The organism is Kribbella sp. NBC_01245 (assembly GCF_036226525.1).
Lineage (GTDB): Bacteria > Actinomycetota > Actinomycetes > Propionibacteriales > Kribbellaceae > Kribbella.
Map to the genome: position 1 here is coordinate 807,859 of NZ_CP108487.1, position 24,706 is coordinate 832,564.

A 24,706-nucleotide genomic window follows, 5' to 3' on the forward strand; every position below is an offset into this window, starting at 1 on the left:
GCGAGAGTCGCCGCGGCCAGGGCGAGGGCGGAGATGAGGCTCAGGTGCTCTGGCGGAGGCCGGCCAGGAACGGGAGGATCGCCTGGATGAAGTGCTCGTTGCGATCGCCGGCGACCATGTGACCGGCGCCTGCCACGTCGATGCGTTGGGCGGCGGGTACTTTCGCGCAGAACTCTGCGGCGATCACGTCGGATACGACGTCACTGATCGCGCCCCGGACGAGCAAGATCGGGACACTGGCGGCACGGGCGGCGGCGAGATAGCGCGCCGGGGCGCCGGGCGTATGGATGCGATCGACGAAGCGTTCGACCAGGAGTGGGTCCCAGTGCCAGATCCAGCGATCGCCTTTCCTCCGCAGGTTCCGCCGAAGTCCGTCGTGGTCTTCCGGACGATCACGATGCGGTAGGTAGGCCGCTACGGAATCGGCGGCTTCGTCGAGGCTTGAGAATCCGTCTGGCCGGCCCGCCATGAAGTCGACGATTCGGCGAGTACCGGCAGGGTTCGGGCGGTGGGCGACATCGACGAGTACCAGGGCGCGGGTGACGGCTCGCGGTGCTTCGCCCGTGGCCAGCAAGGAACTGAGGCCGCCGAGCGAAGCGCCCACGAGCACGGGCGGCTCGCCGAGGCCGGCAACGATCGCGCGTACGTCGTCGGCGAAGAGGTCGACGTCATAGGCGCCGTCGGGCGACCAGTCACTTTCGCCGTGCCCGCGCAGATCCGGCGCGATGACCCTCCACCCCAAGCCAGCCAATAACCGCCCCGCCGCCTTCCACGCGCCGCGAGTCTGGCCGCCGCCATGCAAGAGAACGATCGGCGGCGCGTCCTCCACACCCCAAACGTCCGCCACGAGCCCGATCCCGCCGCTGCCCTCGAACCGCTGCACCAGCGGTACCGGCTCCGCGGCGGCGCTGGTGGTCATGTCGTCTGTCGCGTTGTGGGTCGTACCGTGCGGTGGCTATTCAAGCGGCTCAGGAAGTGGCTGCGTTGTTGGTCCACGGCCGCCGCGGCGAGGGCTACGTCGAGGGCGAGGAGTGCCTGGGCGGCGAATTGTTGCTCGTCGATTTGGCCGGCGATCCATTGGTGCGTTACGCCAACGCTGGCGCTGGCGACGACCCCGGCGAGTGTTGCCACGTCGATGTCGGTGCGCAGCAGGCCTGTGCGCTGTGCGTCGGCGAGAGCGTGCCGCAAGTGGCTGAGTGGGCCGCGGCTGAGGACCAGCCCGCTCTGCTCCCACTCGATGAGGATCCGCCGCGACACACTGGCGTTCTCGATGAACAGGTCGACCGTCTGTGCTACCACTTCCTGTGCGCGGCCGATGGCATCGCGCGTGTGGGCTTCGGCGAGGCGCTGCTCGAGCTCTCCCAGGAAGGATGCGGCGAGGGCCTGCCAAATCTTGTCGCGCGGTCCGACGAGGTTGTAGACGGTCGCGGGCGCTACCTCCGCACGCTCGGCGATCCGCTCGGCCGTCAGGGGATCGTCGGGCCGCTCCCGCAGGAGCTCGCGCGCCGCTTCGAGGATTCGAGTGCGCCGCGCCAGTTTGTGACGCTCGCGCAGGCCTCCTTCACGCAGCTGCGCCGTCTCAAGGGCGGCCCGCTCAGTCGGCATCGCAGTACCTTCATTCTTAGAGGGTGGTCTATTTCTAGAGAGATCTCTAAGTTCCGTCAAGGCTCAACGGCCGCGGTGACGGAGATCGGCGGCTTGCGAGCGCCAGGATTCGACGTTTCGGCGCCGATCTCCAGAGGCTTCGGGCCGGGCGGGAGCGCCCGAACGGGCGAAAGGCTCGCCTGTGCGAGGACTGGCCGCGCGGCGACGGCCCTACGACGGCGTCAGGTGGCCGTCGTAGGGCCGTCGTGCAGCTCACCTTGAGGGCGACGGCAGCTAGCGCGCCGCGGCAGGTGGTGAGGTGCTGCTGGTTAGAACGTGCCGCCAGTGGGCTGGTGGTCGATCACTTGATCTTTACCAGGACGAGCGCGTCGCTGCTCCATGGCCGGTCCGGGCTCTGCCAGTAGAGGGTGATCATTCCGGGCGTGCCGGAGTCGGGCTCGCACACCCGGCTTGCGCTGATGAACTCCTGGGACGCGATCTTCACCGCCAATTTCTCCTTGTCGGCGGTGAACGACGGCTTTCCCTCGAAATTGTCGAGGATGAGCTTGCCGTCCTTGTCGAACTGCCAAAGGGTGTCCCACACGCCCTCGAAGCCGCGGTAGTTATGGCCGGCATAGTCCTCGAGTTTGGTGCCGCACTCGGCCGCGGTGGTCTGTGCCGAGGTGAGGCCGCTGGCGGCAAGGCCGCTGACTGTGGCCACTGCGACGAACTGGCCTACGCGCTGAACGTTCATGGTGGTCTTCCTTCCCCGTAAGGTTTGATTGCGGTAGGTAATCAAACGCTTGCATACCGGTACCACCCCCTAAACCTGTCCACTCAGCGACGATTTCTACCGCGAGAGCCGGGGCGAATGTGGCGTGGGTCACAAAGATCGGGTGTCACGTTCCACCGTCGTTATCTGTCCCATGGCCGTCACCAACCGACGAACCCCGTACCGGTGACACCGACCAGGGAGCAACGACATGAACCACCACCCGCATCGGATCGTCGTCCTCGGCGCCGGTTACACCGGCATGCTGGCCGCAGTGCGGTTGGCCAGGCGGACCCGCAAGCTCGATGTCGAGATCACCTTGGTGAACCCGTCCGCCCGCTTCACCGAGCGGCTGCGGATGCACCAGATCGCGGCGGGCCAGGAACTTGCCGATCATCGGATTCCCGACCTGCTGGCAGGCGCCGGCGTCGAGTTCGTCCAGGGCTGGGCCACGTCCATCGACACGGTTGGCCAGCGGGTCCTCGTCGACGACACCACGGCCCTGCGCTACGACACCCTCGTGTACGCGCTCGGCAGCAGCACGGCCACGGACATCGTGCCCGGTGCCGCCGACCACGCTTGGACCTTGAACGATCCCCGCACCGCACACCGCTTCTCCGAACAGCTCGCGGCGGTCGCGGCCGATGGCGGCAAGGTCGCGGTCTGCGGCGGCGGCTTGACCGGCATCGAGGCCGCGGCCGAAATCGCCGAGAACCACCCGGGACTGACGGTCACGCTGATCAGTGGCAGCCGCCCGGGCGCGATGATGGGCGACAAAGCGCGGGCCTACCTGAACAAGGCGCTGGACCGGCTCGGTGTCGTGCGCGAGATCGGTCACGCTGTCACCAAGGTCCTTCCCGATGCGGTCGAGCTGGCCAACGGCGAGCTGGTTGCCGCGGACCTGGTTCTGTGGACCGCCGGCGTCCGGGTGTCTCCGCTGGCTGCCCAGGCGGGCATTGAAACCGACGCCCGCGGCCTGATCGTCGTCGACCCGGGCCTGCGTTCGGTGTCGCACCCGAACATCCACGCCATCGGCGATGCCGCGGCTGTACGGCAGCCCTGGGGCCAGATCCACGGCACCTGCCAGTCAGGCCTGCCGACCGCCGCCTATACCGCCGACGCGATCGCGCGGGAACTGCGCGGCAAGCAGGTAAAGCCGTTCCGGTTCGGCTACTTCCACCAGCCGGTCAGCCTCGGACGCAAGGACGCGGTCATCCAGTTCACCAACGCCGACGACACCCCCGGACGGTTCCATCTGACCGGACGTGTCGCGGTGAAGTACAAGGAGGCCGTCAGCAGCAGCCCGGTGCCGACCTTCAAGCTGAGCAGGAAGCTGACGATGTCGGTCCAGCTGTCCAAGGACGGCAAGGCGACTCGCGCAGCCAAAGGCTGAAGCGTCAGACATCGCAGCGGCGGATAGGTGAGGCGGGCGGATAGGTTAAGCCGATGGCCGACGTACTGGATCCCTTCATCGAGCATCGACGGCTGCTGTTCTCGACCGCCTACCGGATGCTCGGCACCGTCACCGATGCGGAGGACATCTTGCAGGACACGTGGTTGAAGTGGCACGACATCGACCAGTCGACGGTCACGCACCCCAAGTCCTATCTGGTCCGTACGGTCACCAACCTCTCCTTGAACCGGCTCACGTCCGCCAAGGCCACCCGCGAGACGTACATCGGCCCTTGGCTGCCCGAGCCGCTCCTGACCTCGCCGAACATCGCGGAGCAGACGGAATTGGCCGACACCGTCTCCACCGCGATGTTGGTGGTGCTGGAAACCCTGAATCCGGTCGAGCGCGCGGTGTTCCTGCTGCGCGAGGTCTTCGGCTACTCGCACGCCGAAATCGCCGACACGCTCGACCGGCCCGAGGCCACGGTTCGTCAGATCGCGCACCGCGCCAAGGGGCACGTCCAGTCTCGCCGCCCGCGGTTCGATACCGACCAGGCCGAGCGGTCGCACATCACCGAGCAGTTCATGGCCGCCTGCTCGGGAGGCGATCTCAACGCCTTGATGGATCTGCTCGCCCCCGATGTCACCGCGTGGTCCGACGGCGGTGGCGTGGTGACCGCGGCCCGGCGTCCGTTGCACGGCGCCGACCATGTCGCCCGTTGGATCCTTGGTGTGCTCGCCAAACCGGTCTCCGCGGGCTTCACGCTCGAGTCCGCCGACATCAATGGCGAACTCGGCACCCTCGCCCTGATCGGCGGCAACCCGGGTGCCGCGTTCACCTATGACCTCGTCGACGGCCGCATCCAGAACCTGCGCTTCCAGGTCAATCCCAACAAACTCAAAGGGTTGTACCTGGGCACCGACACTCTCGGCTGAAGCTGAAGGGTGGGCTCAGTCCTGGCGGGGGAGCAGCAGGGGTTTGAGCGATTCGCGAGCCCGGTTGATCCGGGACTTGACGGTACCGACCGGGACGCCGAGTTGGTCGGCGATCTCGTCGTAGCTGAGTTCGTAGACGTCGCGCAGCACCAGCGCGGTGACCGTCTCCGGATGGTGGGTATCCAGCCGCTCCAGCGCGTCGAGCAGATCCAGCCGGGTGCCGGCGACAACGCTGGTGGTGCGCGGATCTGGCCGGTCGTACCTGGCCGGGCGATCGTCCTGCTGCACAGCCGAAGCGTTCTCGACCGCGCGGCGCTTGAGCCGCCGGTACGTTTCCCGGGCGGCGTTCGACGCGACCACGTGGACCCAGGTGGTGAACCGGCTCCGGCCGGAGAAGGTGCCGACCTTTGTCGCGACCGCCAGCAGCGCATCCTGGCAGGCGTCCTCGGCGTCGGCGCGATGAGGTAACACGCGCTGGCAGATCCGCATCACCTGCGGCTGCACTTGCCGGATCAGCTCGTCCAGTAGCGCGGGATCTTTTGCAGCGCGCCGGGCCAGTTCGTCGAGCGCGTCCGCATCGATTGACATGGTGTTGAGGATAATGACGCCATGGTTCAGCCCTCTCACTTTGGCCGCTATGCCGTGGTCCGGAAGCTGGGCAGCGGTGGTTTCGCTGCCGTCTGGCTGGTCCGGGACGAGGAGCTGGACGCCGAGGTCGCGGTCAAGGTCCTGGCCGAGCACTGGGTCGACGACCACGACGTACGCCGCCGGTTCGTCGAAGAGGGCCGCTTCTTGCGCAAGGTCGAGTCGCCGTACGTCGTTGGTGTGCACGACATCGGCACCACCGCGGACGACCGGCCGTTCCTGGTGCTCACGTATGCCGACCGCGGCACGCTGGCCGCCCGGATCAAGGCGGGCCCGCTCGCCCTGTCCGAGACGGTGGACGTGATCGAGCACGTCAGCGCCGGTCTGCAGGAGCTGCACGACCGTGGCGTCCTGCACCGGGACGTGAAGCCGGAGAACGTGTTGTTCCGCAGCACCCCGACCGGCGAACGGGCGATGCTCGGCGATCTCGGCCTGGGCAAATCGCTGGACGCGGTGTCACGGATAACGATGCCGGGCGGCACCCCGGCGTACGTCGCGCCCGAGCAGGTTCGCGGTGACGTCCTCGATCCACGAGCCGACCTGTATGCGCTGGCCGCGGTTACCTACGCCGCGCTGGCCGGCCAACCGCCGTACGGCGCGACCACCCTGGCGGCGGTGCTGGCCGTCGACGGACCGCCCGAGTCGCTGCGCACGGTTCGCGACGACATTCCCGCCGAGGTGGACGCGGTCATCCTGCGCGGACTGCACCAGGACCGCGAACAGCGCTGGCCCGACGTCCGATCGTTCGCCGAAGCCCTCAAGCTGGCCGCGCTGGTGCATAGCCCCGCCGCCGATCGACCTTCGGCGTGGCCCTGGGTGGCCGCAACAGTCGCGGCGGCGTTGCTGGGTGGCGCCGGTGGCTACCTGGGCTGGCAGTACGGCAACGACCGGAATTGGGTGCGGGTCGAGGACAGGCAGGGAATCCTGTCGGTCGATCTACCCCGCGGCTGGGCCGACAGCCGGTCCGACGGGGGCTGGCAGCCGACGGGTTCGACGACTCTGCCCGGTCTGCTGGTCAGCGAGGACAACAAGACCTGGGGCAAGGCCGAATCGAAGGTGTCGGGCGTCTTCACAGGGGTGTTGCCGCGGGGCGGCGAGTTGCCCGCGGCCACCAGTCTGCCGGTGCCGGCGGGTTGTACGGCGACGCCCGTGCATACCTCCGGGACCGCCGCGGTGACCGCCAAGTACGACGGCTGCCCGGACGGCATGACGACGTACGAGCGAGTGATGCTGAGCCAGGGGGCGCTGATCCGGATCCAGGTCCGGGCCGACGATCAAACGAAAGCGGAGCGGGTGCTCGACTCGGTGCGTTACCAGCCGACGAAATGACGAAGGTGCGGCCCCTCCGCGGAGGGACCGCACCTGAAGAAGTCAGTGGCCGAGTTGGTACGGCCGCTTCTCGTCGTGGCCGGTGCCGTTCTTCAAGGGGGCGGCCAGTTCGCAGGTGCCGGTCTTCGGCGCGCACCGGACGATGGCGGTCTGGTTGCCCTGCTCGGCCAGCGTCAGGATGTGGTCGGCGTCCTCCAACACGGTGCCGACGATCGCGACAGCGGAGCCGCCGGACCATTCGCGGATCAGCTTGCCGTTCCGCACGTCCAGGGCTGCGAACACGCCGTCGCCGTAGCCGTCGCGGTAGGCCGGTCCGCCGAGCGCGAAGTCGCCCGCGCCGGGCAACTCGTCCACCGCGTACTTGCAGGTGCTCCAGCGCTTCTTGGCCGACGCCAGGTCGACCACTGCGGTGCAGCTGCCGTCGTCGAGCTGCGAGACGACTCCTGCCGCGAGCTGCCCGTCCGATGACACCGCGGACGGCGTCGGTACGGCGCTGATGGCCCGCGGCTGGTCCGAGCCCGCGGTCCACACGTACAGGGTTTCCTTCGAGTTTTTGCCCAGGGCACTGAAGTAGACCTCACTGCCGATGACCGCGCGCACGATCGGTCCACTCTCGCCAGTGCGCTGCAGCGACATCGTCTCGCCGGAGGGGTTGTCGCGCCAGGTCACCGTGAACCGTGGAAGCTCACTGCCGTCCGCAGCGGTCGGCTGAACAGTGTAGGCGCTGGTCGTGCGATCGGCTGAGGACGCTACGGAGTTCACGCTCTTGACGGTCGCGCCCCTGGAACCCCCGCTCCAGGTGGTGAGCACGGCCGTGCCGTCGTTCTTCGGGCTGTGCAGCACCAGCGCGCTGCCGGCACCGGCGCGGACCACGTCCCAGACCCCGCCGTCGGACGCCGGCAGGGTGAACTCGGTGTCGCCGAAGTGCACTGTCCGGTCCGCGACGTACGGCGTCTTCGGTGCGTCGCCTTGCTTCAGCTTGGTGAGGTCGAGCGTCAGCTTGACCGGAATGGCCGGGTTGCCGGTCGGCTTGTTCGTCGGCGTTGTGCCGGCGGTCCCCGGTGGGCCACTCGGCTTCGTGGACGGCGTCGGCACCGTCGGGGTGCTGGCGCTGCTGTCGATCGGCTTCACGTCGCCGGACGCCGACGCGAGGTCAGGCGACTGCTGCGCGGCGACGAGCACTCCCGCCACCACGGCCGCGAGCGATACGCCCGTGACGAGGCCGGCCAGCTTGATGCTCCGGTTCATAGTGCCCTCCAAAGTGGTTTCTCAGTCTGTCTTAACGGGAGGGTTTGATGGTCCGGGGGCACGTTCGGTTCACGACTTCCTGAAATTTCCCAGATCGGGCTCTGGGACCGGGTTCTACCTGGCCTAGACGGCGTAGGTGCTCTCATCCAAGCGGGTGATGATCACGCAGTGCCATCCCGGGAGCCTAGGGGTATGAGCGAGCCGATCGTCACCGCGCTGGGTCATGCCGGCCTGCGCCTCGACGCGCCCGGAATCCGGCTGCTGGCCGACCCCTGGCTGTCCCCGGGCGGCGCCTTCCTCGGCGCCTGGTTCCCGTTCCCGGACAACTCGCACCTGCTCACGCCCGAGCTGCTCGAGGTGGACCTGGTCGTGGTCTCGCACGAACATCTGGACCATCTCGATCTGGACCTGATCGCCGGCCTCCCGCCGGAGGTGCCGGTGGTGATACCGCGCTATCCGTCGACGATCATGCAGCGCCGGCTCCGCGCGATCGGCCGGACTCGGGTGGTCGTCCTCGATGCCTGGCAGCGATACCCGCTCGGCGACGACCCGGACGACTGGCTCACCGTGATTCCCGAGCAGTGCCCGATGAGTCACGACTCCGCGGTCCTGATCAAGGTGGCCGGGCGGAGCGTGCTGCATACGAACGACGCCCGGATCTCGCTCGCGCAGACCAGGCGGGCGATGGCCGAGGTCGGCGGACCGTTCGACCTGATGGGCGCGCAGATGTCCGGTGCCAGCTGGCACCCGGTCCGGTACGAGTACGACGAGGTCGAGCGGGAGCGGATCTCCACCATCAAGCGGGTCGGCAAGTTCAAAGCGGTCACCCGGCTCGTCCGCTCGGTCCGGCCGCGGCTGGTGATGCCGTACGCCGGTCCGCCCTGCTTCCTCGACGACGAGTTGTTCGAGCTGAACAGTGGGCTCCAGCCGGGTGGCATCTTCCCGGACCAGGGCGAGGCGCTCGCGTGGTTGACCGAGCGCATTCCGGAACAGGCAGGGGTCTCGCTGCTGCCCGGTGACCGGGTGGAGCTTGGTGGGCTGGAGGTCTTCCGTGATCAGCATTGGCAGGGGTTCGCGCTCGACGCCGGTGCCGAGGAACGACGCCGCTACCTGACCGAGTACGCCGCCCGGCGCCGCTCCGCGATCGAGGCTGCCTGGGCGGCGAACCCACCAGCCGCGCCCGGGCTGGCCGAGAGGTTCAAGGCCCACTTCGAGTCGCTCGGGACCTTGTCGGAGTACTTCCTCGCACGGATCGGCATGACCGTCCGCTTCGAGGTCTCCGGCCCGGGCGGGGGCGTCTGGGATGCCCACATCGGCCCGGACCGCGTGGTCGTCGACCTGGACGGCGGCGACTGCCATGCGGACTATCGGCTCGTGCTGGATGGTCGTTGGCTCGACGGTGTCGTGTCTGGCCGTACCCGGTGGGAGGAGCTGCTTCTCTCCCTTCGCTTCACCGCTCGTCGCCAGCCCGACCTCTACAACGACTACCTGGTGGGCCTACTGAAGCATGCCGACCGCGCCGCTCTCCGCGCTGTCGAGGAGTTCGAAGCCGCCCGCGACCCCGAGGAGACCATCGAGATCACCGTCGACGGCCGGCAGATCCAGGTCAGCCGCTTCTGCCCACATGCCGGTGAGGATCTGGCCGAGACAGGTGTCGTGATCAACGGCGTACTGCGCTGCCTGGGCCACAACTTCGAGTTCGACCTGACGACCGGCAGTTGCCTGAACGCACGCTCGGACTCCCTTTACGTGAAGGCGGTCAGCTCCTACGAAGAGGTGTCGGAAGCCGTCTGAACAACGGTGCGTTGGGGGTCCCTCAAACCGGTGACGAACAGTGCGGTCAGGAAGAGATAGTGGATCGTTCGCCGCAGGGAGGGGTCGGCCAGGTACTCCTGGTCCGCGGCAACCCGGATGGGCACGAGGACCTGGAGGTAGTAGGCCTCGACGTCGGACCAGCCCTCGGGAAGGACGTTCGAGCGTTCGCGATAGTGCAGCTGGGCGGGACCGGTCAGGCCAGGACGGGCGAGCAGGATCGCCTGGCACGAAGCGGGGTAGCGGCTGGCAAGGCTGTCGCTCTCGGGGCGTGGGCCGACGAGGGTCATCTGGCCGCGTAGTACGTGCCAGAGCTGGGGGAGTTCGTCGATCGCCGTGCGGCGCAGGAACGCGCCGATGCGGGTGATCCTGGGGTCCCGCTGGGTGGTGACTTCGGGGCCGGAGGCAACCACCCGCATGGTGCGCAGTTTGTAGAGGCGGAACGGCCGGCCCAGTTCACCGATGCGGGTCTGCCGGAAGAAGACCGGCCGCCCGTCGGTCACCAGGATCAGAACGGCGATCACCGCCACGAACGGCGAGACGAGAAGCAGCAACACCACGGCCACGAGGATGTCGAGTGTGCGCCGCACCGGTCCGACGCCGTCGACCTCGGATCGTCGTACTGGAGTGTGGGTTCGGGTTCTCTGCGACATGGGTGTGCACCTCTTCTCTCAGCCGGTGCCGGCGGCAACGAACACCGCGGTGAACACTGTGGCGGCCAGATCACACTCGCGGGCGAACGCGGCATCGTCGCTGGGCATCGCGGACGGTGTCATGTGGGTGACGAGCTGCCGGCCGCGGCCGCGTTGCCGGACGAGTTCGGTCCAGAGCGAGTTCGCGGACAGGTCGGTGCCGAGCAGGCTGACGGTGTTGCCCTGGTACTGCTGCCGCCAGGTCCAGATATCGACTGCCTTCGCCCCGGCGGTGACCGGAATGTCGATGTAGTCGGTGGCGTCGGCGCCTGCCTGTTCGGCCGAGCCCTGATAGCCATCGGGCTCGGCCAGCGCCTTGCGGGCCTGGAGGATCGTCAGTTGCGCCCAGCCCTGGTTCCTGACCCGATCCCACGCATCCGTCTGGGCCTCGCGCTTGGTCAGTCCCCATTTGGCGTAAGTGGAGTCCTCCAGCAAGCCCGTGCTCAGGTCGAGCCGGTCGATCAGCCCGGCGCGCAGGTAGCTCTCCATCGCGGCCGCGGTCGCCGCCGGATACTTCAGTCGTACGCGTTGGGCGCAGCCCTGCTGGTTCGTGCCGCGCCAGGGCAGGCAGCCGAGTTCGGGCACGATCGCGTCCACCAGCAGTTGTTTGCCGGGGGCAACCTTGCCGAGTTCGGTCTTGGACTGCCTGAGGAAGTCGGCCGCTTGGGCCATGGTAATGAGCCCGTCGCGGTAGCCGAGCTCGTCGGACACCTTGAAACCGATGGTTCCCGGCACCTTGGCCAGCTCGCCGAGCCGCGCGATCGCCTGGTTGAAGGCAGCCGGTCCATCCAGCCAGCGGGCGACCAGATCGGTCTCCCACCAGATCGAGACACCGCGTTTGTGGAGGGCGGTGGCCAACCCGACGTACCGGTCGGTGCTGGGGTTCGGTGCCGGGGCGGACGAGGTGGCTGGGGGCGTGGACCCTCCAGTCGGTTGCGATGGCGTCTCCGTGTTCGTGATGCCCGGAGAGGGGGACTGGCCCGCCCCAGGGGTCTCGTTGGAACAACCGGAGAACAGGAGTAGGAGCGCGAGCGGGACGACTGCGACCTTCATGGCGACACCTCGGCAGCTCGTACCGCGCCCGTGCTGTGGCGGGCACGAGTCCGTCCGCTGAGCCGAAGCAGGAGGGCGATCAGAAGCGCGTCCGTGCAGAGGTACGCCGCTGTCGAGGCGGCCGCGGCACCCAGTGCTCCGTAGGCGGGGATCAGCAGCAGGTCGAGAACCACCGTGATGACCAAGCCGATGCCGAGCACGATCGAGTTGAGGCCGGGCGTGCCGCGTCCGTACAAGTAGGCACTGGCCACCCCCGACGCCCCAGCGAGCAGCATCCCGGCGAGCAGCACCCGCGCGGGCGCGACCGCCGGGCCGAACTCCTCGCCGTACAGCAGGCGCATCACCGGCGAGGTCAGCAGGAAGATCGGGATGGCGGCGACCACGATGCCGAGCAGTGTCGGCCGGATCATCCGGCGCGCGACCGAGGCGGCCTCGGTCTCTCCGAGTTTGGCGAGCCGTGGATAGAACACCCAGGTCAGAGCCGTTCCCGGCAGCCGGAGAAGTTCCGCGTACTTCGAGGCGACCGCGTAGCCGCCCAGTACCGCCGGACCTGCCATCGCACCAAGGATCGCGAAGTCCAGGCGCAGGTTGAGCAATGTGATGAACCCGCCAACCTGACCTCGCAGTCCGTACGACGAAACTCGCCCTGCCAGCGCGCGATCTGGCCGCCCCCACCACCCGAAGCCGTTACCCGCCAGGCCGAATCGTCGCCAGCCGAGTCGTCGGCTGACCCTGCGCCAGGCCTCGACGGCGACGACGAGATCCGCCAGTCCGAGTCCGATCACGATCGCCGCCACCCCGTGGAACCCGACCAGGAGCGGCAGCAGGTAGCACGGCAAGAACGCGAGCTCTTCGGCGGCGATCACCACATCGCCACCCCGGCGATCCTCGAGACCCTGCAAGGCCGTCTTGCCGAGAGTCAGCAGTAGTTGGGTCGGAACGGTCGCGCCCGCGACCGCGATCAGGAGGACCGACTCCTGGGGGAAGAACACCTTCGCGACCACCGGTGAGGCGATCAGCCAGCATGCGGTGCCGAGCACTGCACCTCCGAAGCCGATGGCGATGAGCGTCGGCCACAACCTCGGCAGGTCGCGCCGGGGCGACGCGAGGAAGTAGGCCAACGCACCGGGCAGGCCGAGCACGCAGAGGACGCCCACCAGGCCGGGCAGCATGCGGAGCAGTGCGTACTCGCCGACAGCGGCCGGGCCGCCGATCCTTGCCACGAAGACGGTAGCCAGCGTGAGTCCGACGATTGCCAATCCACGGGCGGAGGTGTTCGCCAGTACCGTCCGGAGCAGTTCGCCGGTGACAGGGATCCGCAGCCGGCTGCTCATCAGACCCGCTTCTTCTGACGGTCCTGCATGACAAGAACCAGCACTGCGACGAGGCCGAGCCAGGTCCACAGATGACGGAAGTGCAGGACTTCGTAGAACCCCGCGGCCGTGGCCATCACCGGTCCTATGACAGCGAGCAGCCAGGGCCGTGGCACAAGCTCGGCATAGTCGTCCGGCAGCTTCCCGACCACCAGTCGTACGCAGCGCACGAATACCGCGACGCCGAGAGCCAGCAGGCCGATCGCACCGATCAACCCGCGTTCGAGCAGCGTCGCGAGGTAGTCGTTGTGCGCTTCCTTGACGTACGGCGCCTGATTGGCCGCGAGGGTCGCTTTGGTCCGCGCCGGGCCGAAACCGGTGGCGTCGCCTTGCAGGAACAGGTTGGTTCCTTCGTTCACGATCGTCGCGCGTTCGCTGGTGGAGCTGCCGCTGCGGCCGAAGGAGTCGCGGAGCAGCGGCACGCTGCCGGCCGCCGCTTCACGGATCTGCCCCAGGTCGACCCGTGGCATCACGAAACTGAACATCAGGCCCGCCACCAGCGTCGACGCCGCCAGCGTCGACAGACCGACGACCGCGCCATACCGCTTGTACCCGGTCACCGCCACGCAGAGAGTCAGCGCGACCAGCAGGGTCAGCATGGCGCCGTTCGATCCGGTGAAGCCGATGGCGGCGAGAACGAGGGCGTAGGCGATCCGCCGTACGCCGGGCGATCGCGGACACTTGCAGGCGGCCATGATGAACAGCGAGACGACGAGGTAGTTCCCCGCCAGGTTCGGATCGCCGAACGTGTACGACGCACGCACGCCGTCCTTGGCCGAGACGCCGGTGAGCGCGTTGATGCCGAGGATGTAGGAGAGCGCCATCACGCCCGAGTAGACCGGCGCCGTCCGGCACCAGGCGCGGCTGACGGCGGCGATCACGGCCGGGTTATGCCGTCCCATGACCAGGGCGGCGCTCCAGGCGAGCAGCAGTACGTCCTGGGCCAGCACCAGGCCGACACCGACGGGCGCCTGCGCCACCATGGCCGCGAAAGCACCGCCGAGCACCAGACCGGCGACCCCCACCAGATAAGGCACTTTGACGGGCAGGTGCTCATGAACCGACCACAGCAGGGCAAGTCCGATGCACAGCGTCATGCCGACGTCCGTCAGCGCGGTGTTGGCCGGCCCGGTCGGCAGCAGGAACGGAAGCAGGCAGACGGTGAGCCCCATCATCGTCGCGAGTACGTCACCGCGAGGTGGTCTGGTCCGGGCGATGCCGCCGGGCGCACGTTGTGGAAGCTCGATCGTCATCGGCCTGCCCCCTGTCCGTGGTGATCGGTCGGCCAGAGCGGCAGCCCTGCCAGCAGATCGAGGTGATTACTGCCGAAGTCGTCGTCGTTCGCCAGGGCAGCCACCTCGCCCAGTCCGGTCAGGGCCGCGCTGTACCAGAGGTCAGGCGGCAGCCCGAGGGAGACCAGACCATCGCGCAGGTAGTAGCGGACGAGGTCCGGTAGCCAGCCGTCGCCGAGCAGTCCGTACGTGATGCCGGGCCCGAAGCCGATACGACGGAGGCCTCGGTGCCGCAGCACCCGATGGCCGGGACGCGTGTGCCGGTCGAGGTAGAGGCAGTAGCTGAGGGCGAACCGGACCAGGTCGCGCAGCGGCCAGCCGCTATGAGCTCCGGCCTCCCAGTCGACCACACCTGAGATCACACCGTCGGTCAGGAGGAGATTGCCGAACCAGTAGTCGCCGTGCACCATCGTGCGGGCCACTTCCTGAACGCCGAGCTGGTGATCGGCTGAGGTCAGCCGAACGAGGGCTGCGGCCAAGTGCGGGTGACCTGGCCACCGGTGACGCAGCTGGTCGCCGACCTCCGCGGCCCACTCGATCCGGCCGCGTTCACCCGCGGTCGCCATCTGGAACCGGCGCAGCCAGCCGGCGGCGAGGGCGAAGTCCGTGGCGACCAAATGCGGTCGTGCCGTGTGCAGCCAGTGGTGGTATCCGATGCTCATCGGCGTGCCGCGTAACGCGGTCGAGACGAGTGCGGGCAGGCCGTCGCTGTCGAGAGTGTCCACGTATTGGGGAACGGTTTGGGCCATGCTGCCCATTGGGACCTCGCGGAGATCGAGCAGCATCCGCGTCTCGCTCCTGATCGCGCTCGCGGCCACCGGGGTGGCCGGGATCTTGATGGCCACCGGGCCGTTCGGGTAGGTGCCCGGCGGCGGCGTGACGATGAAGGTCAGCTTGGCGTCCGGATCACGTGAGGTTGCGAGCAGCACGCCGCGGGTGGCCGGCGCGAGCAGCAGGTCGCGCACCGATCGGGGCCGTGGATGGATCGCCCGGGGGGCTTCGGTCATGGTCGTCTCCCCAGCAGAGCGCGGCCAGGTGCGGCGATGCCGGTCCAGCTCCAGGGCAGGTTCCGTGCCAGGGCGAGCAGTGCGGACGCCGGCAGAGCGGTGAATGCCAGGCCCGGCGGGACGGTGGCGATCGCGGACCAGAAGTGGCGGACCGCGGCCTCGGTGTCGTCGATCAGGATCAGCGGGTGGCGCAGCGACGGCAGCACGATGAACTCGCGCTCGACCTCGATGGACAACGTCCGCGCCAGTCGCTGCAGCCGACGGCGGCTCAATGGCCGCTGGTCGATCAGGACGACCGGCAGGTTGGGCTTCAGCTGATCCGCCGTACCGGCGTCGATCGTCCGGGCGTCGATCTCCAAGGTGCCGAGCGGGCACAGGGTCAGCCAGGGCGAGGTCGTGAGCCGGGTGCCGGCGGCCGGCTCGGGGATGCTCATCGCGCCACCAACCCCGCGGTCCGCCCGGTGGAGTAGACCTGGTCCAGCACTTCGGCCAGTCGCCCGGCGTCAAAGTTGGCGCCGGCAAGGACTCGCCCTAGCGCCACCATTCGTTCCGCCGCCCGCGGGTCGTCCAGTACGCCGTCGATCGCGGCCGCGAGCAGGTCCGGCCGCCCGGGCGGAACCAGTACTCCGCTCTCGCCGGGGACTACCAGGTCGGACAGGGAGTTGACCGCGGTTGCCACCACCGGCACGCCGCAGCGCATCGCCTCGACGACCGCACAAGGCAATCCCTCGTAGCGGCTCGCCATCGCGAACACGTCGAACGCGGGCAACAGGGCGGCAACGTCGGACCGTTCGCCGGCGAAGACGAAGCGGTCGACCAGCCCCGCGCGACGGATCAGCCTCTCGGCCTCGGCAAGGCCCGGCCCGGAACCGATCCAGACGGCCATCGCATCCTGGTGCCGCAGCCTGGCGATCGCGGCGATCAGGTGCTCTGGGGCCTTCTGGTAGTCGATCCGGCCGACCGTCCCGATCACCACGGCGCCGTCGCTGATCCCCAGCGCGGCTCTCGCGGCGGCCCGCGACTGCTCGGTCTTCGGCACGGTGATCGCCTCGACCACAGGCGCGATCGTTCGTACGTTTGACGGCGTGGCGAGGCCGCGGCGCAGCGCTTCGGTGGCGACCCCGCTGCCGATCGCCAGGACGGCATCGGTGATGGTGGCGAGCCTTCTTTCGATCGCGACGTACGCCGCCCGGCGTAGCGGGTTCTGGAACTCGTGAAACGGGAACCCGTGGTACGTGTGGACGATCAGCGGTACGCCGGCCCGATGCGCGGCCAGCCGGCCGAGTGCTCCCGCCTTCGCGCTGTGCGTGTGAACCACGTCGTACCGGCCGGCCAGGCAGAGCGCGGTGAGCCTGCGCAAGGCGGTCCTGTCATCGCGAGGGGACAGCGGCGAGACCAGGGACGGTTCGAGGATGACGCGGAAGCCCGCGGCCTCCGCCCGGTCGGTCAAGGAGCCGCCCTGGCCGGTGATGATGGTGACGTTGTACCGATCGGGATCCAGCGGCAGTACTCCGCGCAGCGCGACGCCGCCCGCACCTGCGATGAACCGGGTGACGATCTGCGCGACCTCGATCCGCGCTTGGCCGGACATCACCGCACTCCGCTCGAGCGAGCGGCAGTCAGGAACGGCTGCAACAGTTCGGCCAGACCCGCGCCGGACCGCTCACCCAGTTCGAGCTCGAGACACGGCAGTCGTGCGGCCAGGGAGGCCGCGACCTCTTCGACCGGTGGGTGGACCGGACCGCACTTGGTGGCCAGCGCCAAAACGGACGCGATCGCCCAGAACCGGCGCAGTTCACCGGCGGAGTAGGTCCCCGCGACGATGGCTCGCCTGGCTTGCCGCTCGGAGATGAGCCGCACACTCGGATCGGCCTGCAGCCCGCGACGCAGTACGACGACCAAGCTTGGCCGGAGCGACCGCATCCGCGAGTCCCAGCCGATCTCGCGCCTGCCGTGGAACGTCTTCCGGCCACTGGCATCGGTCAGTTCGGCGGGCAGCCGGAGCGGCTCGGCGACGCCGTACGCGACAGTTCCATCGCAGGCCGCGAGGTTGTCGCACGTCGCCCTGCCACCGGCGGCCAGCTCGCGGGAGACCAGACTGGACTTGCCGACACCACCCGGCCCGGCCAGCAGTACGGCGACTCCGTCGATCTCGACGACCGAGACGTGCAAAGGCGCGAGGCCTTGCTGCATGGCCAGCCACAGTGCCGGATAGTGCACCAGCACCTGGCCGGACAGCGCCCGGTGCCTGGCCGGCAGCAACTTCGCCGCCGCGGCCTCCTTCGCGGTCGGTGTCCAGCGAGACGACACGCGTAATCCGTCCTCGTCGATGCACCACAGCTGGCTGTAGCCCGAGCCGCCGACGCTCTCGACGATGGCCTCGCCACGGCCGGTGGCCCAGGCTCCGCGGGTGATCGGTTCGCACCCGTCGGTATCGAACGGCCGACGGTCATTTTCCAGCGAGAGCACGACGTTGGGCACGTCCGCGTGGGCGATCTCGGCTCCGCCGGTTGCCGCGATCACCGCGCGAACCGCGTCCGGGGATCCTTCGACCGCGACCCGCTGCCCGGCGGTGTGCAGCAGCAGGCGTGTGGTCGTTGTGGCGTTCACCCTTGCCTGCCGAAGCGGCGCTTGGCCGGACCGTTCACGATGCCGAGCACGGGCCAGCGAACGGCCTTGAGCACGTCGTCGAGATCGTCCAGCCGGCGCAGCATGACCGTGCCACCGGAGACGACCACCACTCCCGCCGTCATCTCGTCCTGGGGTGTTACCGCGGACAGCCCGGTGAAGCGCACGTTCGCGAAGGGTGCCTCCATCTCCAGCACGCTGGGCTCCGAGGCATCCTCGATCCCGGGCGGTGCCGGGCTCTTCATCCGCCGCGGCGCGGCCGTGAAGCCCGATAGGGCGTAGAGCAACTGGGTGACAGTGTCGGCGTCCGACTCGTCCGCACCCATCAGCACGACCGCGTCGACCCCCTGACGGCGGGCTGCCAGCGCCATCGTGTTGCGCAACGACCTGATCTCCTCGGTCGACTTGCCGAGCACGGGCGCCTGCAGCAGATGAGCCAGCGCCCGGACGCTCGCCACTCGTGGCCGCATCGTCTCGAGGATCGCGGCGGCGGTGAGGCCCAGCACCAAGCCGAGCAGCAACGCGAGCGCTGCCTGGGGCAGCAGCGAAGATGGGACCTGACTGACCTCGGGCTTGTTCCCGATCGGTACCACGATGTCGCGGGTGGCGTCCTGGACCACGAGCGACGCCCGCTGGTTGGACAGCTGCCCGAGCAGTTGGTCGGCCGCCTGGATCTGAGTCTGGAGGTTGGCACGGGCGTTGATGTCCGCGATGCCCTTCAACTGCGCAGCGAGTCTGTCGCGCTGCACGTTGGCGTCCTCGACCTGCTTGTCCAGTTTCGTCATGGCCGCGTTGAAGGTCGCGCGATCGCCTTGGTTCATGAACAGGGCCACCTGACGGCCCAGCGCCATGACGATCTGGCCGGCCGCGATCGGGTCCTTGTCGGTCACGCTCAGCTGGACGACCGACGACTCACCGAGCCGCTGCGACGCGACATGATTGGCGGCGAAGTCGGCGACGTCGCGTGGGGTGCCGGCCTCCTTCAGTGCGGCGTCGAGCAGGCTGTGCGTGGTGGCCAGGGCCAGGACGCGGCTGCTGATGCCCTCGGCCTCGGTCGCCGACGACGGCGCACCGGAGACCACCTGCAGCCTCATCGAGGCCAGGCTCATCGCCGGCTTGCCTGCCTGCAGTCCGATCGCCGCGGCGACCGGGAGGAGCACACACACCAGGATGATCCCCAGGTGGGCCCGCACGATCCGACGGAACATCTCTTCGATGGTCATCGTTGTGCCCTTCGTCCGTTGGTGTTGTGCCTCACAGCAGCACCCACACCGTCCTTGTGGTGGAGCTGGACAGCCCGACCGTGTCCGTCACCGTCACCCGGACCGTGAACAGGCCGATGTCGGGATAGGTGCAGGTGGTGGTCGGCGTCGTCTGGACCGGCTTCGCTGGTCCGTTGCCGCAGTTGAACTGATAGGTGGCGATCGGCGACTTGTCGACGCTGGTCGACCCCGAGGCGTTCGCGGTGATCGACTGGCCCCTGCGGATGCTCGTCCTGGACAACGTCAGATTCGCCGTGGGCGGCACGTCGGCCAGGATCCTGACCTGTGCTGTCGCGGTGCTGGTGAGACCGGCCGTGTCGTGAACGGTCACTCTCGAGGTGAACGTGCCCGCGTTCGGAAAGCTGCAGGTTGTCGATGACGTCGTCAGCGCACCGGTCGTCTGGCCGTTCCCGCAGTCGAACGTGTAGCTGGCCAGCGGCCTCCCGTCAGCGTCCGTAGATGCACTGGCGTTGAGGACGACGTCCTGCGGGCGGTAGGCCTCGGTGGGCGTCGCGGTCAGCCGTGCGGTCGGGAGTCCGTTCGGCTGGACCACGATCGGCGCGCTGGTCCAGGTGTCGCTGAGACCGGACGCGTCCGTCACCGTAAGCGTCGGCGTGAAGGTGCCGGCCGCTGTGTAGCGGCAGATGCCACTAGAGGTGGCCAATTCCGTGCCGTTGCCGCAGACGATCCGGTACGTCGTGATCGGCGCGCCGAGGGCCGCGCTGCTCGACCCGTTCACAGTTACGTCCAGCGGCGCGAACCCGCCTGCCGGTGTCACGGTCGCCGCGGCCACCGGTCCGACGTACTCGAGTGCTCCGAAGTCGGCGTAGAGGATCGGTCCGACCCCGGTGTTCGCGACCCCCGGGTGGTCGGCGGGAGCGGACCCGTCGCGGTTGGTCGCGGTCCAGCCGGTCACTCCGGTGTCCGCGGCGTCGATCGCGGGGGACTGGCTGGTCAGGTGCAGGTCGCGGCCGGCCACGTTCACGAAGCGCGGGTTGGCCGCCTTGCCGGCGGACTCCTGCCCACTCGCCGCCCGGAAGGCCGCGATCGACTTGTAGTCCTTCGACGCCCACTCGAACAGGGCGCCACCCTCGATGCTCTGGAAGACCAGGTCCCGGTTCAGCGTCGTGCCCGGGATCGACGCCTCGTCCACCCGGATGTCGCTGACCGTCCGGGTGCTGCCGACCGCGTTGTCCATCGCCACGTTGTCGCGGCTGGTGGAGTTGGTCGATCCGCCCTCGAAGTTGATCCCGGCGGTGGCGTTGCGTACGACTGTGTTCGACAGCACCGTGGTGTTCGGCGCGAACGACGTGTCGATGCCGTGATCGCCATTGTCGTAGACGACGTTGCGGCGGACTGTCGTCGCCGTCGAGCCGCTGTAGATCTCGATGCCGGAATCGTCGTTGCCGTACGCGAGGTTCGCCTCGATCAGCGTCTGCTGCGACGACGCACTGACGTCGATACCGGTGGCGATCCGGGTGGACAACCGCTTGTTCAGGTAGGTGACCACGCCGGCCACCGTCACCCGTGTGCTGCCCTGGACGCTGACACCGTGGTGCTGGTTCTCGTGCGTGACCGAGGCGCGCAGTTCGCTGTCGGTCGAGTTGAAGAACCGGACGCCGATCGAGAGGTTGAAGGCCGACTGGATGCCGGTCAGCTTCGCGTTGCTCGACGCGTCTACCGTGACGCCGGGAGCTCCGGCCTGGGCGACGTCCAGATCGGCGAGGGTGACGCGTTGGGTCCGGTCCAGCGCCACCGCGTTGAAGTTCTGCTGGCGCAGCGCGAATCCGGAGATGGCAATGTCGTTGACCTGGCGGACCAGGAATCCGAAGCTGCGGGCACCCGCGGACACGACGTGGCCGGCGGTAGGGTTGGTGCCGCCCGTGTCGACGTACAGGCTCGTGGTGGCGGCGTCGTAGAACCAGCTGTTCGTCGTGGTCGTCGTCGCACTCGTTGCCTTGGGCAATGGCTGGCCGTCCAGGAAGACCTGGGTGGGTGTGACGGCGAAGGCGTGCTTCCAGGCGGTCGTCGCGGTGGTGGTCCAGCCGGCCGCGTCGGAGACGTCGTTCGTGCCGACGATGACCGCGCTCGGCGAGGTCGCCTTCAGCGTGATCGGGTTGGCCGGTTCGCCGCTGCTGGTGAAGCTGACCTGCTCGCGGTACTGACCAGGTCCGACGAGTGCGGTGTCACCCGCGAGGAGCTTCTTGGTGGCCGCGCCGATCGTGCAGAACGGCGAAGCCGCGCTACCCGGACCGGTGTCGTTGCAGGCGGGATTCGTCTGCTCCACTGAGTACGTCTGGAGCGGCCGCGTGCTGACGACCTCTTGCGCGCTCGCCGAGTCGGTGAGACCAGCCGCATCCGTAACGGTCACGGTGATCGCGTAGCTGCCGGGACCGGCGTACTGGTGGCTGGCCGTCGGTGCCGCCTGCGGGCCGACCACGGTGCCGTCGCCGAAGTCGAAGGTGTAGGACGCGATGCCGTTGTTGTCGGCGTCGCTCGAACCGCTGGCGTCGGCGGTCACCGGGACCGAAGGCGGTGCGGCCACGGTGGCCGGGTCCAGGATCAGTGCCGCGTGCGGTGCGTAGTTCGTCGCCCCGGCGACCGGCTGGAACTCCAGCGCGCCGCGGTCGGCGTACGCCGGACTGCCGGCGCCGGTGTTCGCCACGATCAGATCGTCGGCGAGCGGGTCGCCGGCGGGATCGGTCGCGCGGAAGCCTGTCGCGGCGGAGTTTGCCGAGTCGACCGCGGTCGAGCCTGCTGTCAGCCGGAAGTCTCCCGAAGCGGGGCTGACGAGGTCAGGGTCGAGTGATGATCCGTGACTCTCCTGGCCGCTGGCCGCCGCGTACATGGACAACTTCTGGTAGACCGTGGCACCGACCTTGGTGGTCGCCGCGGTGGTGTGGTTGTACGCGGTGTCGTAGTCGCCGCTGAAACCGGAGAGGGAACTCGTGTCGACCAACAGGTTGAACGAGCTCGCGGTGATGCCGTTGTCGACCATCAGGTTGTTGGCCAGCGTGGCGCCGGTGGACGAGCCCTCGACGGAGATGCCGTCGCGGCGGTTCGCGTACGACGTGTTGTTCAGGTAGCGCACGCCGGTCGAGGAGAGCGTGTCGAAGCCGTGGTCACCGTTGGCGTACGCGATGTTGCGGACTACCAGAGCGCGGTGGGACCCGTTGTAGATCTGTACGCCGGTGTCCTGGTTCTGGTAGGTGACGTTGTTGACGATCGTGTTGTCGGGGGAGTTCGTGTTGATGTCGATACCGGTAGAGGTGGTGGTCGGGCTGGACGACGTGTTCGCATAGGTGGTGTTGCCGTCGATCACGTTGTTCGCCGACGTGGACAGACCGATCCCGTGCAGGCCGTTGTGATGACTGGTGGATCCGGTGACGGTGACGCCGCTGGAGCCGGCCACCCGGATGCCGGTGGACAGAGAACCGTCGACCGCTGCCGCGCTGACGACGTTTCCGCCGCCCGGACTGGACTCGATCAGGATGCCGTTGCTCGCGGACTGCGAGGCGGTGACGTGATCGACCGTGGCCCCCGTCGCGGACACCAGTCGGACTCCGGCGAAGTTCGGCCGGATCACCTCGAGGTTGCTGATGACAACGTTCTGGCGGCCGGTCGCGGTCACGCCGAACGACTGGGCGCCCGCCTCGATCAGGTGGCCGTCACCGGGATTGCTGCCGCCCGTGTCGACGTACAGGATCTTGGCGGTCGTGTCGTAGAACCAGCTGTTCGTCGAGGTTGTGGTCGCCGAGGTCGCGGCGGCCAGTCGCTGCCCGTCGAGGAAGACCTGGCGAGGTGCCGAGGGCGGTGCGTACGGCGTACTCCAGGCTGTCGTACTCGTCGCGGTCCAGAGCGCCGCGCCGCCGAGGGCACGGGTGCCGAGCACGACGACACCTGGTCCGTCGCCGATCACGGTGATCGGTTCGGCGGCCGTGCCGGACGCGTTGATGGTGACTTGTTCGCGGTACGTTCCGGGAGCGACGTGCACGGTGTCGCCGGCGACGATCGCCTTCTTGGTCCCCTGCGTGATGGTGCAGAACGGCATGGCCTGCGTGCCGGCGCCGACCAGCGTGTCGCTGCAGTTCGCCGCGGTGTTGTCCACCCAGTACCCCGTGCCGGCCGCTGCCGCCGTGCTGCTCGTGAGTACCAGCAGGCTTGGCGCGGCGAGGATCATGACCGACCCGGCCGCTACCTTCTTGAGCCGTCTGAACATGATCTCTCCCGAATCTGAAGCGACTGGTTAGTGGAGTACGGCGACGGGCCGCATGCGGGCTACGGGCTTGACCAACCCGTTGCGGACAAGGACGTCCAGAGCCGCATTCACGCCGAGGTCGTCGAAGTGGTACGCGTCGGCCGGCGCGGTGTCGTCGTATCGGTAGCGGCGGGTCTTCCGGCCGAGCGGATCGTTGCCGGAGACGCCCCGGGTGACGAGGTCGGAGACGATCGTCCCGGCTCCGTGGCAGGCCGAGTAGAGACTGTCGGCCGCACGGTCGCCCGCGACCGCGAGGTAGCTGGACGTGCGATGCGTGCCGGGCAGCAGAACAGCCTGGCCGGTGTCGGCGAAGGTGGTTCCCGGCGTCATCATCTCGGCGGGGAAGGCACGGCAGGAGTTGTGCCGGTGGACCACGGCCATGGTGTCGCCGACAGGCTCCTCGTAGATGCTGTTGTGCGGTGAGTCGACGACGAGACGACCGGTGGCGCCGCCGAAGGTCTCGGCCGCGATCTTGCGCAGCGCGGCGTACGTCGCGGTCCGGAAGGCGAACCCGTAGTTCATCGCGGCCGCGGTCGCGAGCATCAGCCGCTGACCTTCGTCACTGGCGAGTTCCAGCGGTGTGCAACCGTCGGTGAAGTAGAGGCTCAGCCGGGCCCTCAGCTGGGCGAAGGACCTGGCCGTCCGGAGATGGAACCAGGGCTTGAGCGCGGCGTTGACGGCCTGGATCTGACGCGGGTAGTCCTTGCGGCGGAAGAACAGGCGGCCGATCTCGCCGGTGAAGACACCGCCACCACCGTGGTACTGGATGGTGAGCTGCCCTTCGGCCACACCCAGCTTGGCGGCCCGGTCGGGATCGAGGATCTCCTCGACCCGTTGCAGCTCGACGAAGTGGTTGGTCGGCCCGACCGTGCCGAACCGGTAGCGGGCCAGCTGGAAGGCGAAGCCGGGTAGTTCCGACTGCAGCCGTTCGACACCGCCGTACCGCTCGAGGTCGATCCGGCCGCCTTCCTCGATGCGTTCGAGGTCGTCGGCCGGGGCATCCCACCGGTCGACGCTGAACTGCGAGCCGTCCTTGATCGCCTTGACCACCTCGGAGCGGGACAGTTCGCGGGTGCCGCGGGTCGGATAGGGGAAGCGCTCCCGAACTGCCCGCGTGTAGGTGTCGATCGCCCGGTCGTCCGGTACCTCGCAGTCGACGGCGATCAGCGCCATTCCGCAGTTCACCGACGAACTGGTCAGGTCGGGCCGGATCGTGCCGGTGGTCGCGACGGCGACGCTCGACGGCAGTTCCATCTTCGACTTGTGGTGGAAGTCGGGCAGAACGACAGGCGGTGCGGCCAGGTCCGCGCCCCCGACCTGATGATGCAGCGCTGACACCGTGGTTGGGTGAGCCGGCAGCAGGCTGGGGTCATCAAAGACCGTCGGGGGGGCGTTGACAGTCGAGTCGAGGACGCGGACGTTC

20 protein-coding genes are annotated in these 24,706 nt (G+C 68.4%); 4 read left to right on the top strand and 16 right to left on the bottom strand.

All coding sequences use genetic code 11. The annotated features are described in order from the left end of the window. Positions 1-40 precede the first annotated feature (40 nt). The 3 genes from OG394_RS03435 to OG394_RS03445 form a co-directional block, all read right to left on the bottom strand. Positions 41-919, bottom strand: coding sequence for an alpha/beta fold hydrolase (locus OG394_RS03435; protein ID WP_328993351.1), 879 nt, complete (start codon positions 917-919; stop codon positions 41-43). Then, positions 916-1,605, bottom strand: a complete 690-nt coding sequence (locus OG394_RS03440) for a TetR/AcrR family transcriptional regulator (RefSeq protein WP_328993352.1) — start codon at positions 1,603-1,605, stop codon at positions 916-918. The genes OG394_RS03435 and OG394_RS03440 overlap by 4 nt, the downstream gene beginning before the upstream one ends. Before the next feature lie 340 nt (positions 1,606-1,945). Beyond that, positions 1,946-2,338 (bottom strand): hypothetical protein, encoded by a 393-nt coding sequence (locus tag OG394_RS03445; RefSeq protein WP_328993353.1) that lies wholly within the window; start codon positions 2,336-2,338, stop codon positions 1,946-1,948. 229 nt (positions 2,339-2,567) lie between these two features. On the opposite strand from OG394_RS03445, the gene OG394_RS03450 reads away from it, so the two are divergent. Together OG394_RS03450 and OG394_RS03455 are read left to right on the top strand one after the other, a co-directional pair. Further along, positions 2,568-3,749 (top strand): NAD(P)/FAD-dependent oxidoreductase, encoded by a 1,182-nt coding sequence (locus OG394_RS03450; protein ID WP_328993354.1) that lies wholly within the window; start codon positions 2,568-2,570, stop codon positions 3,747-3,749. Positions 3,750-3,802: 53 nt separating this feature from the next. Next, on the top strand, positions 3,803-4,684 hold the full coding sequence (locus OG394_RS03455; protein WP_328993355.1) for an RNA polymerase sigma-70 factor: 882 nt from the start codon (positions 3,803-3,805) through the stop codon (positions 4,682-4,684). Positions 4,685-4,699: 15 nt separating this feature from the next. Here OG394_RS03455 and OG394_RS03460 read toward each other — a convergent pair whose 3' ends face one another. Next, positions 4,700-5,272, bottom strand: coding sequence for an RNA polymerase sigma factor (locus tag OG394_RS03460; protein ID WP_328993356.1), 573 nt, complete (start codon positions 5,270-5,272; stop codon positions 4,700-4,702). A 21-nt stretch (positions 5,273-5,293) separates the two neighbouring features. Between OG394_RS03460 and OG394_RS03465 the strand changes: the two genes are divergently transcribed. Next, complete coding sequence (locus OG394_RS03465; RefSeq protein WP_328993357.1) at positions 5,294-6,658, top strand: serine/threonine-protein kinase; 1,365 nt, start codon at positions 5,294-5,296, stop codon at positions 6,656-6,658. 42 nt (positions 6,659-6,700) lie between these two features. Here OG394_RS03465 and OG394_RS03470 read toward each other — a convergent pair whose 3' ends face one another. Continuing rightward, positions 6,701-7,906, bottom strand: coding sequence for a hypothetical protein (locus tag OG394_RS03470; RefSeq protein ID WP_328993358.1), 1,206 nt, complete (start codon positions 7,904-7,906; stop codon positions 6,701-6,703). A gap of 192 nt (positions 7,907-8,098) precedes the next feature. Between OG394_RS03470 and OG394_RS03475 the strand changes: the two genes are divergently transcribed. Further along, positions 8,099-9,700, top strand: coding sequence for an MBL fold metallo-hydrolase (locus OG394_RS03475; protein WP_328993359.1), 1,602 nt, complete (start codon positions 8,099-8,101; stop codon positions 9,698-9,700). Here the strand turns inward: OG394_RS03475 and OG394_RS03480 are convergent. Genes OG394_RS03480 through OG394_RS03530 form a run of 11 tightly spaced genes read right to left on the bottom strand, consistent with a single transcriptional unit; the run spans position 9,673 to position 24,621 of the window. Further along, on the bottom strand, positions 9,673-10,371 hold the full coding sequence (locus OG394_RS03480) for a sugar transferase (protein ID WP_328993360.1): 699 nt from the start codon (positions 10,369-10,371) through the stop codon (positions 9,673-9,675). The genes OG394_RS03475 and OG394_RS03480 overlap by 28 nt on opposite strands. A gap of 18 nt (positions 10,372-10,389) precedes the next feature. Next, positions 10,390-11,463 (bottom strand): hypothetical protein, encoded by a 1,074-nt coding sequence (locus tag OG394_RS03485; RefSeq protein ID WP_328993361.1) that lies wholly within the window; start codon positions 11,461-11,463, stop codon positions 10,390-10,392. After that, a complete protein-coding gene (locus OG394_RS03490; protein WP_328993362.1) occupies positions 11,460-12,797 on the bottom strand; it encodes an oligosaccharide flippase family protein in 1,338 nt (445 codons plus the stop codon). The genes OG394_RS03485 and OG394_RS03490 overlap by 4 nt, the downstream gene beginning before the upstream one ends. After that, positions 12,797-14,089, bottom strand: coding sequence for an O-antigen ligase family protein (locus OG394_RS03495; protein WP_328993364.1), 1,293 nt, complete (start codon positions 14,087-14,089; stop codon positions 12,797-12,799). The genes OG394_RS03490 and OG394_RS03495 overlap by 1 nt, the downstream gene beginning before the upstream one ends. Beyond that, positions 14,086-15,135, bottom strand: a complete 1,050-nt coding sequence (locus OG394_RS03500; protein WP_328993365.1) for an aminoglycoside phosphotransferase family protein — start codon at positions 15,133-15,135, stop codon at positions 14,086-14,088. The genes OG394_RS03495 and OG394_RS03500 overlap by 4 nt, the downstream gene beginning before the upstream one ends. Next, a complete protein-coding gene (locus OG394_RS03505) occupies positions 15,132-15,569 on the bottom strand; it encodes a hypothetical protein (RefSeq protein ID WP_328993366.1) in 438 nt (145 codons plus the stop codon). The genes OG394_RS03500 and OG394_RS03505 overlap by 4 nt, the downstream gene beginning before the upstream one ends. After that, positions 15,566-16,726, bottom strand: coding sequence for a glycosyltransferase (locus OG394_RS03510; RefSeq protein WP_328993367.1), 1,161 nt, complete (start codon positions 16,724-16,726; stop codon positions 15,566-15,568). The genes OG394_RS03505 and OG394_RS03510 overlap by 4 nt, the downstream gene beginning before the upstream one ends. After that, on the bottom strand, positions 16,726-17,745 hold the full coding sequence (locus OG394_RS03515) for a hypothetical protein (protein ID WP_328993368.1): 1,020 nt from the start codon (positions 17,743-17,745) through the stop codon (positions 16,726-16,728). The genes OG394_RS03510 and OG394_RS03515 overlap by 1 nt, the downstream gene beginning before the upstream one ends. Then, positions 17,742-18,986, bottom strand: coding sequence for a hypothetical protein (locus OG394_RS03520; protein ID WP_328993369.1), 1,245 nt, complete (start codon positions 18,984-18,986; stop codon positions 17,742-17,744). The genes OG394_RS03515 and OG394_RS03520 overlap by 4 nt, the downstream gene beginning before the upstream one ends. A gap of 31 nt (positions 18,987-19,017) precedes the next feature. After that, positions 19,018-23,244, bottom strand: coding sequence for a right-handed parallel beta-helix repeat-containing protein (locus tag OG394_RS03525; RefSeq protein ID WP_328993370.1), 4,227 nt, complete (start codon positions 23,242-23,244; stop codon positions 19,018-19,020). 27 nt (positions 23,245-23,271) lie between these two features. Next, positions 23,272-24,621 carry an RtcB family protein gene (locus tag OG394_RS03530; RefSeq protein WP_328993371.1) on the bottom strand — a complete coding sequence of 450 codons (1,350 nt, stop codon included), beginning with the start codon at positions 24,619-24,621 and terminating at the stop codon, positions 23,272-23,274. Positions 24,622-24,706 lie beyond the last annotated feature (85 nt).

Excerpts from the sequence above, each read along its gene's own strand:
- OG394_RS03435 (WP_328993351.1), bottom strand. The coding sequence starts at position 919 with ATGACCACCAGCGCCGCCGCGGAGCCGGTACCGCTGGTGCAGCGGTTC.
- OG394_RS03440 (WP_328993352.1), bottom strand. The coding sequence starts at position 1,605 with ATGCCGACTGAGCGGGCCGCCCTTGAGACGGCGCAGCTGCGTGAAGGA.
- OG394_RS03445 (WP_328993353.1), bottom strand. The coding sequence starts at position 2,338 with ATGAACGTTCAGCGCGTAGGCCAGTTCGTCGCAGTGGCCACAGTCAGC.
- OG394_RS03450 (WP_328993354.1), top strand. The coding sequence starts at position 2,568 with ATGAACCACCACCCGCATCGGATCGTCGTCCTCGGCGCCGGTTACACC.
- OG394_RS03455 (WP_328993355.1), top strand. The coding sequence starts at position 3,803 with ATGGCCGACGTACTGGATCCCTTCATCGAGCATCGACGGCTGCTGTTC.
- OG394_RS03460 (WP_328993356.1), bottom strand. The coding sequence starts at position 5,272 with ATGTCAATCGATGCGGACGCGCTCGACGAACTGGCCCGGCGCGCTGCA.
- OG394_RS03465 (WP_328993357.1), top strand. The coding sequence starts at position 5,294 with ATGGTTCAGCCCTCTCACTTTGGCCGCTATGCCGTGGTCCGGAAGCTG.
- OG394_RS03470 (WP_328993358.1), bottom strand. The coding sequence starts at position 7,906 with ATGAACCGGAGCATCAAGCTGGCCGGCCTCGTCACGGGCGTATCGCTC.
- OG394_RS03475 (WP_328993359.1), top strand. The coding sequence starts at position 8,099 with ATGAGCGAGCCGATCGTCACCGCGCTGGGTCATGCCGGCCTGCGCCTC.
- OG394_RS03480 (WP_328993360.1), bottom strand. The coding sequence starts at position 10,371 with ATGTCGCAGAGAACCCGAACCCACACTCCAGTACGACGATCCGAGGTC.
- OG394_RS03485 (WP_328993361.1), bottom strand. The coding sequence starts at position 11,463 with ATGAAGGTCGCAGTCGTCCCGCTCGCGCTCCTACTCCTGTTCTCCGGT.
- OG394_RS03490 (WP_328993362.1), bottom strand. The coding sequence starts at position 12,797 with ATGAGCAGCCGGCTGCGGATCCCTGTCACCGGCGAACTGCTCCGGACG.
- OG394_RS03495 (WP_328993364.1), bottom strand. The coding sequence starts at position 14,089 with ATGACGATCGAGCTTCCACAACGTGCGCCCGGCGGCATCGCCCGGACC.
- OG394_RS03500 (WP_328993365.1), bottom strand. The coding sequence starts at position 15,135 with ATGACCGAAGCCCCCCGGGCGATCCATCCACGGCCCCGATCGGTGCGC.
- OG394_RS03505 (WP_328993366.1), bottom strand. The coding sequence starts at position 15,569 with ATGAGCATCCCCGAGCCGGCCGCCGGCACCCGGCTCACGACCTCGCCC.
- OG394_RS03510 (WP_328993367.1), bottom strand. The coding sequence starts at position 16,726 with ATGTCCGGCCAAGCGCGGATCGAGGTCGCGCAGATCGTCACCCGGTTC.
- OG394_RS03520 (WP_328993369.1), bottom strand. The coding sequence starts at position 18,986 with ATGACCATCGAAGAGATGTTCCGTCGGATCGTGCGGGCCCACCTGGGG.
- OG394_RS03525 (WP_328993370.1), bottom strand. The coding sequence starts at position 23,244 with ATGTTCAGACGGCTCAAGAAGGTAGCGGCCGGGTCGGTCATGATCCTC.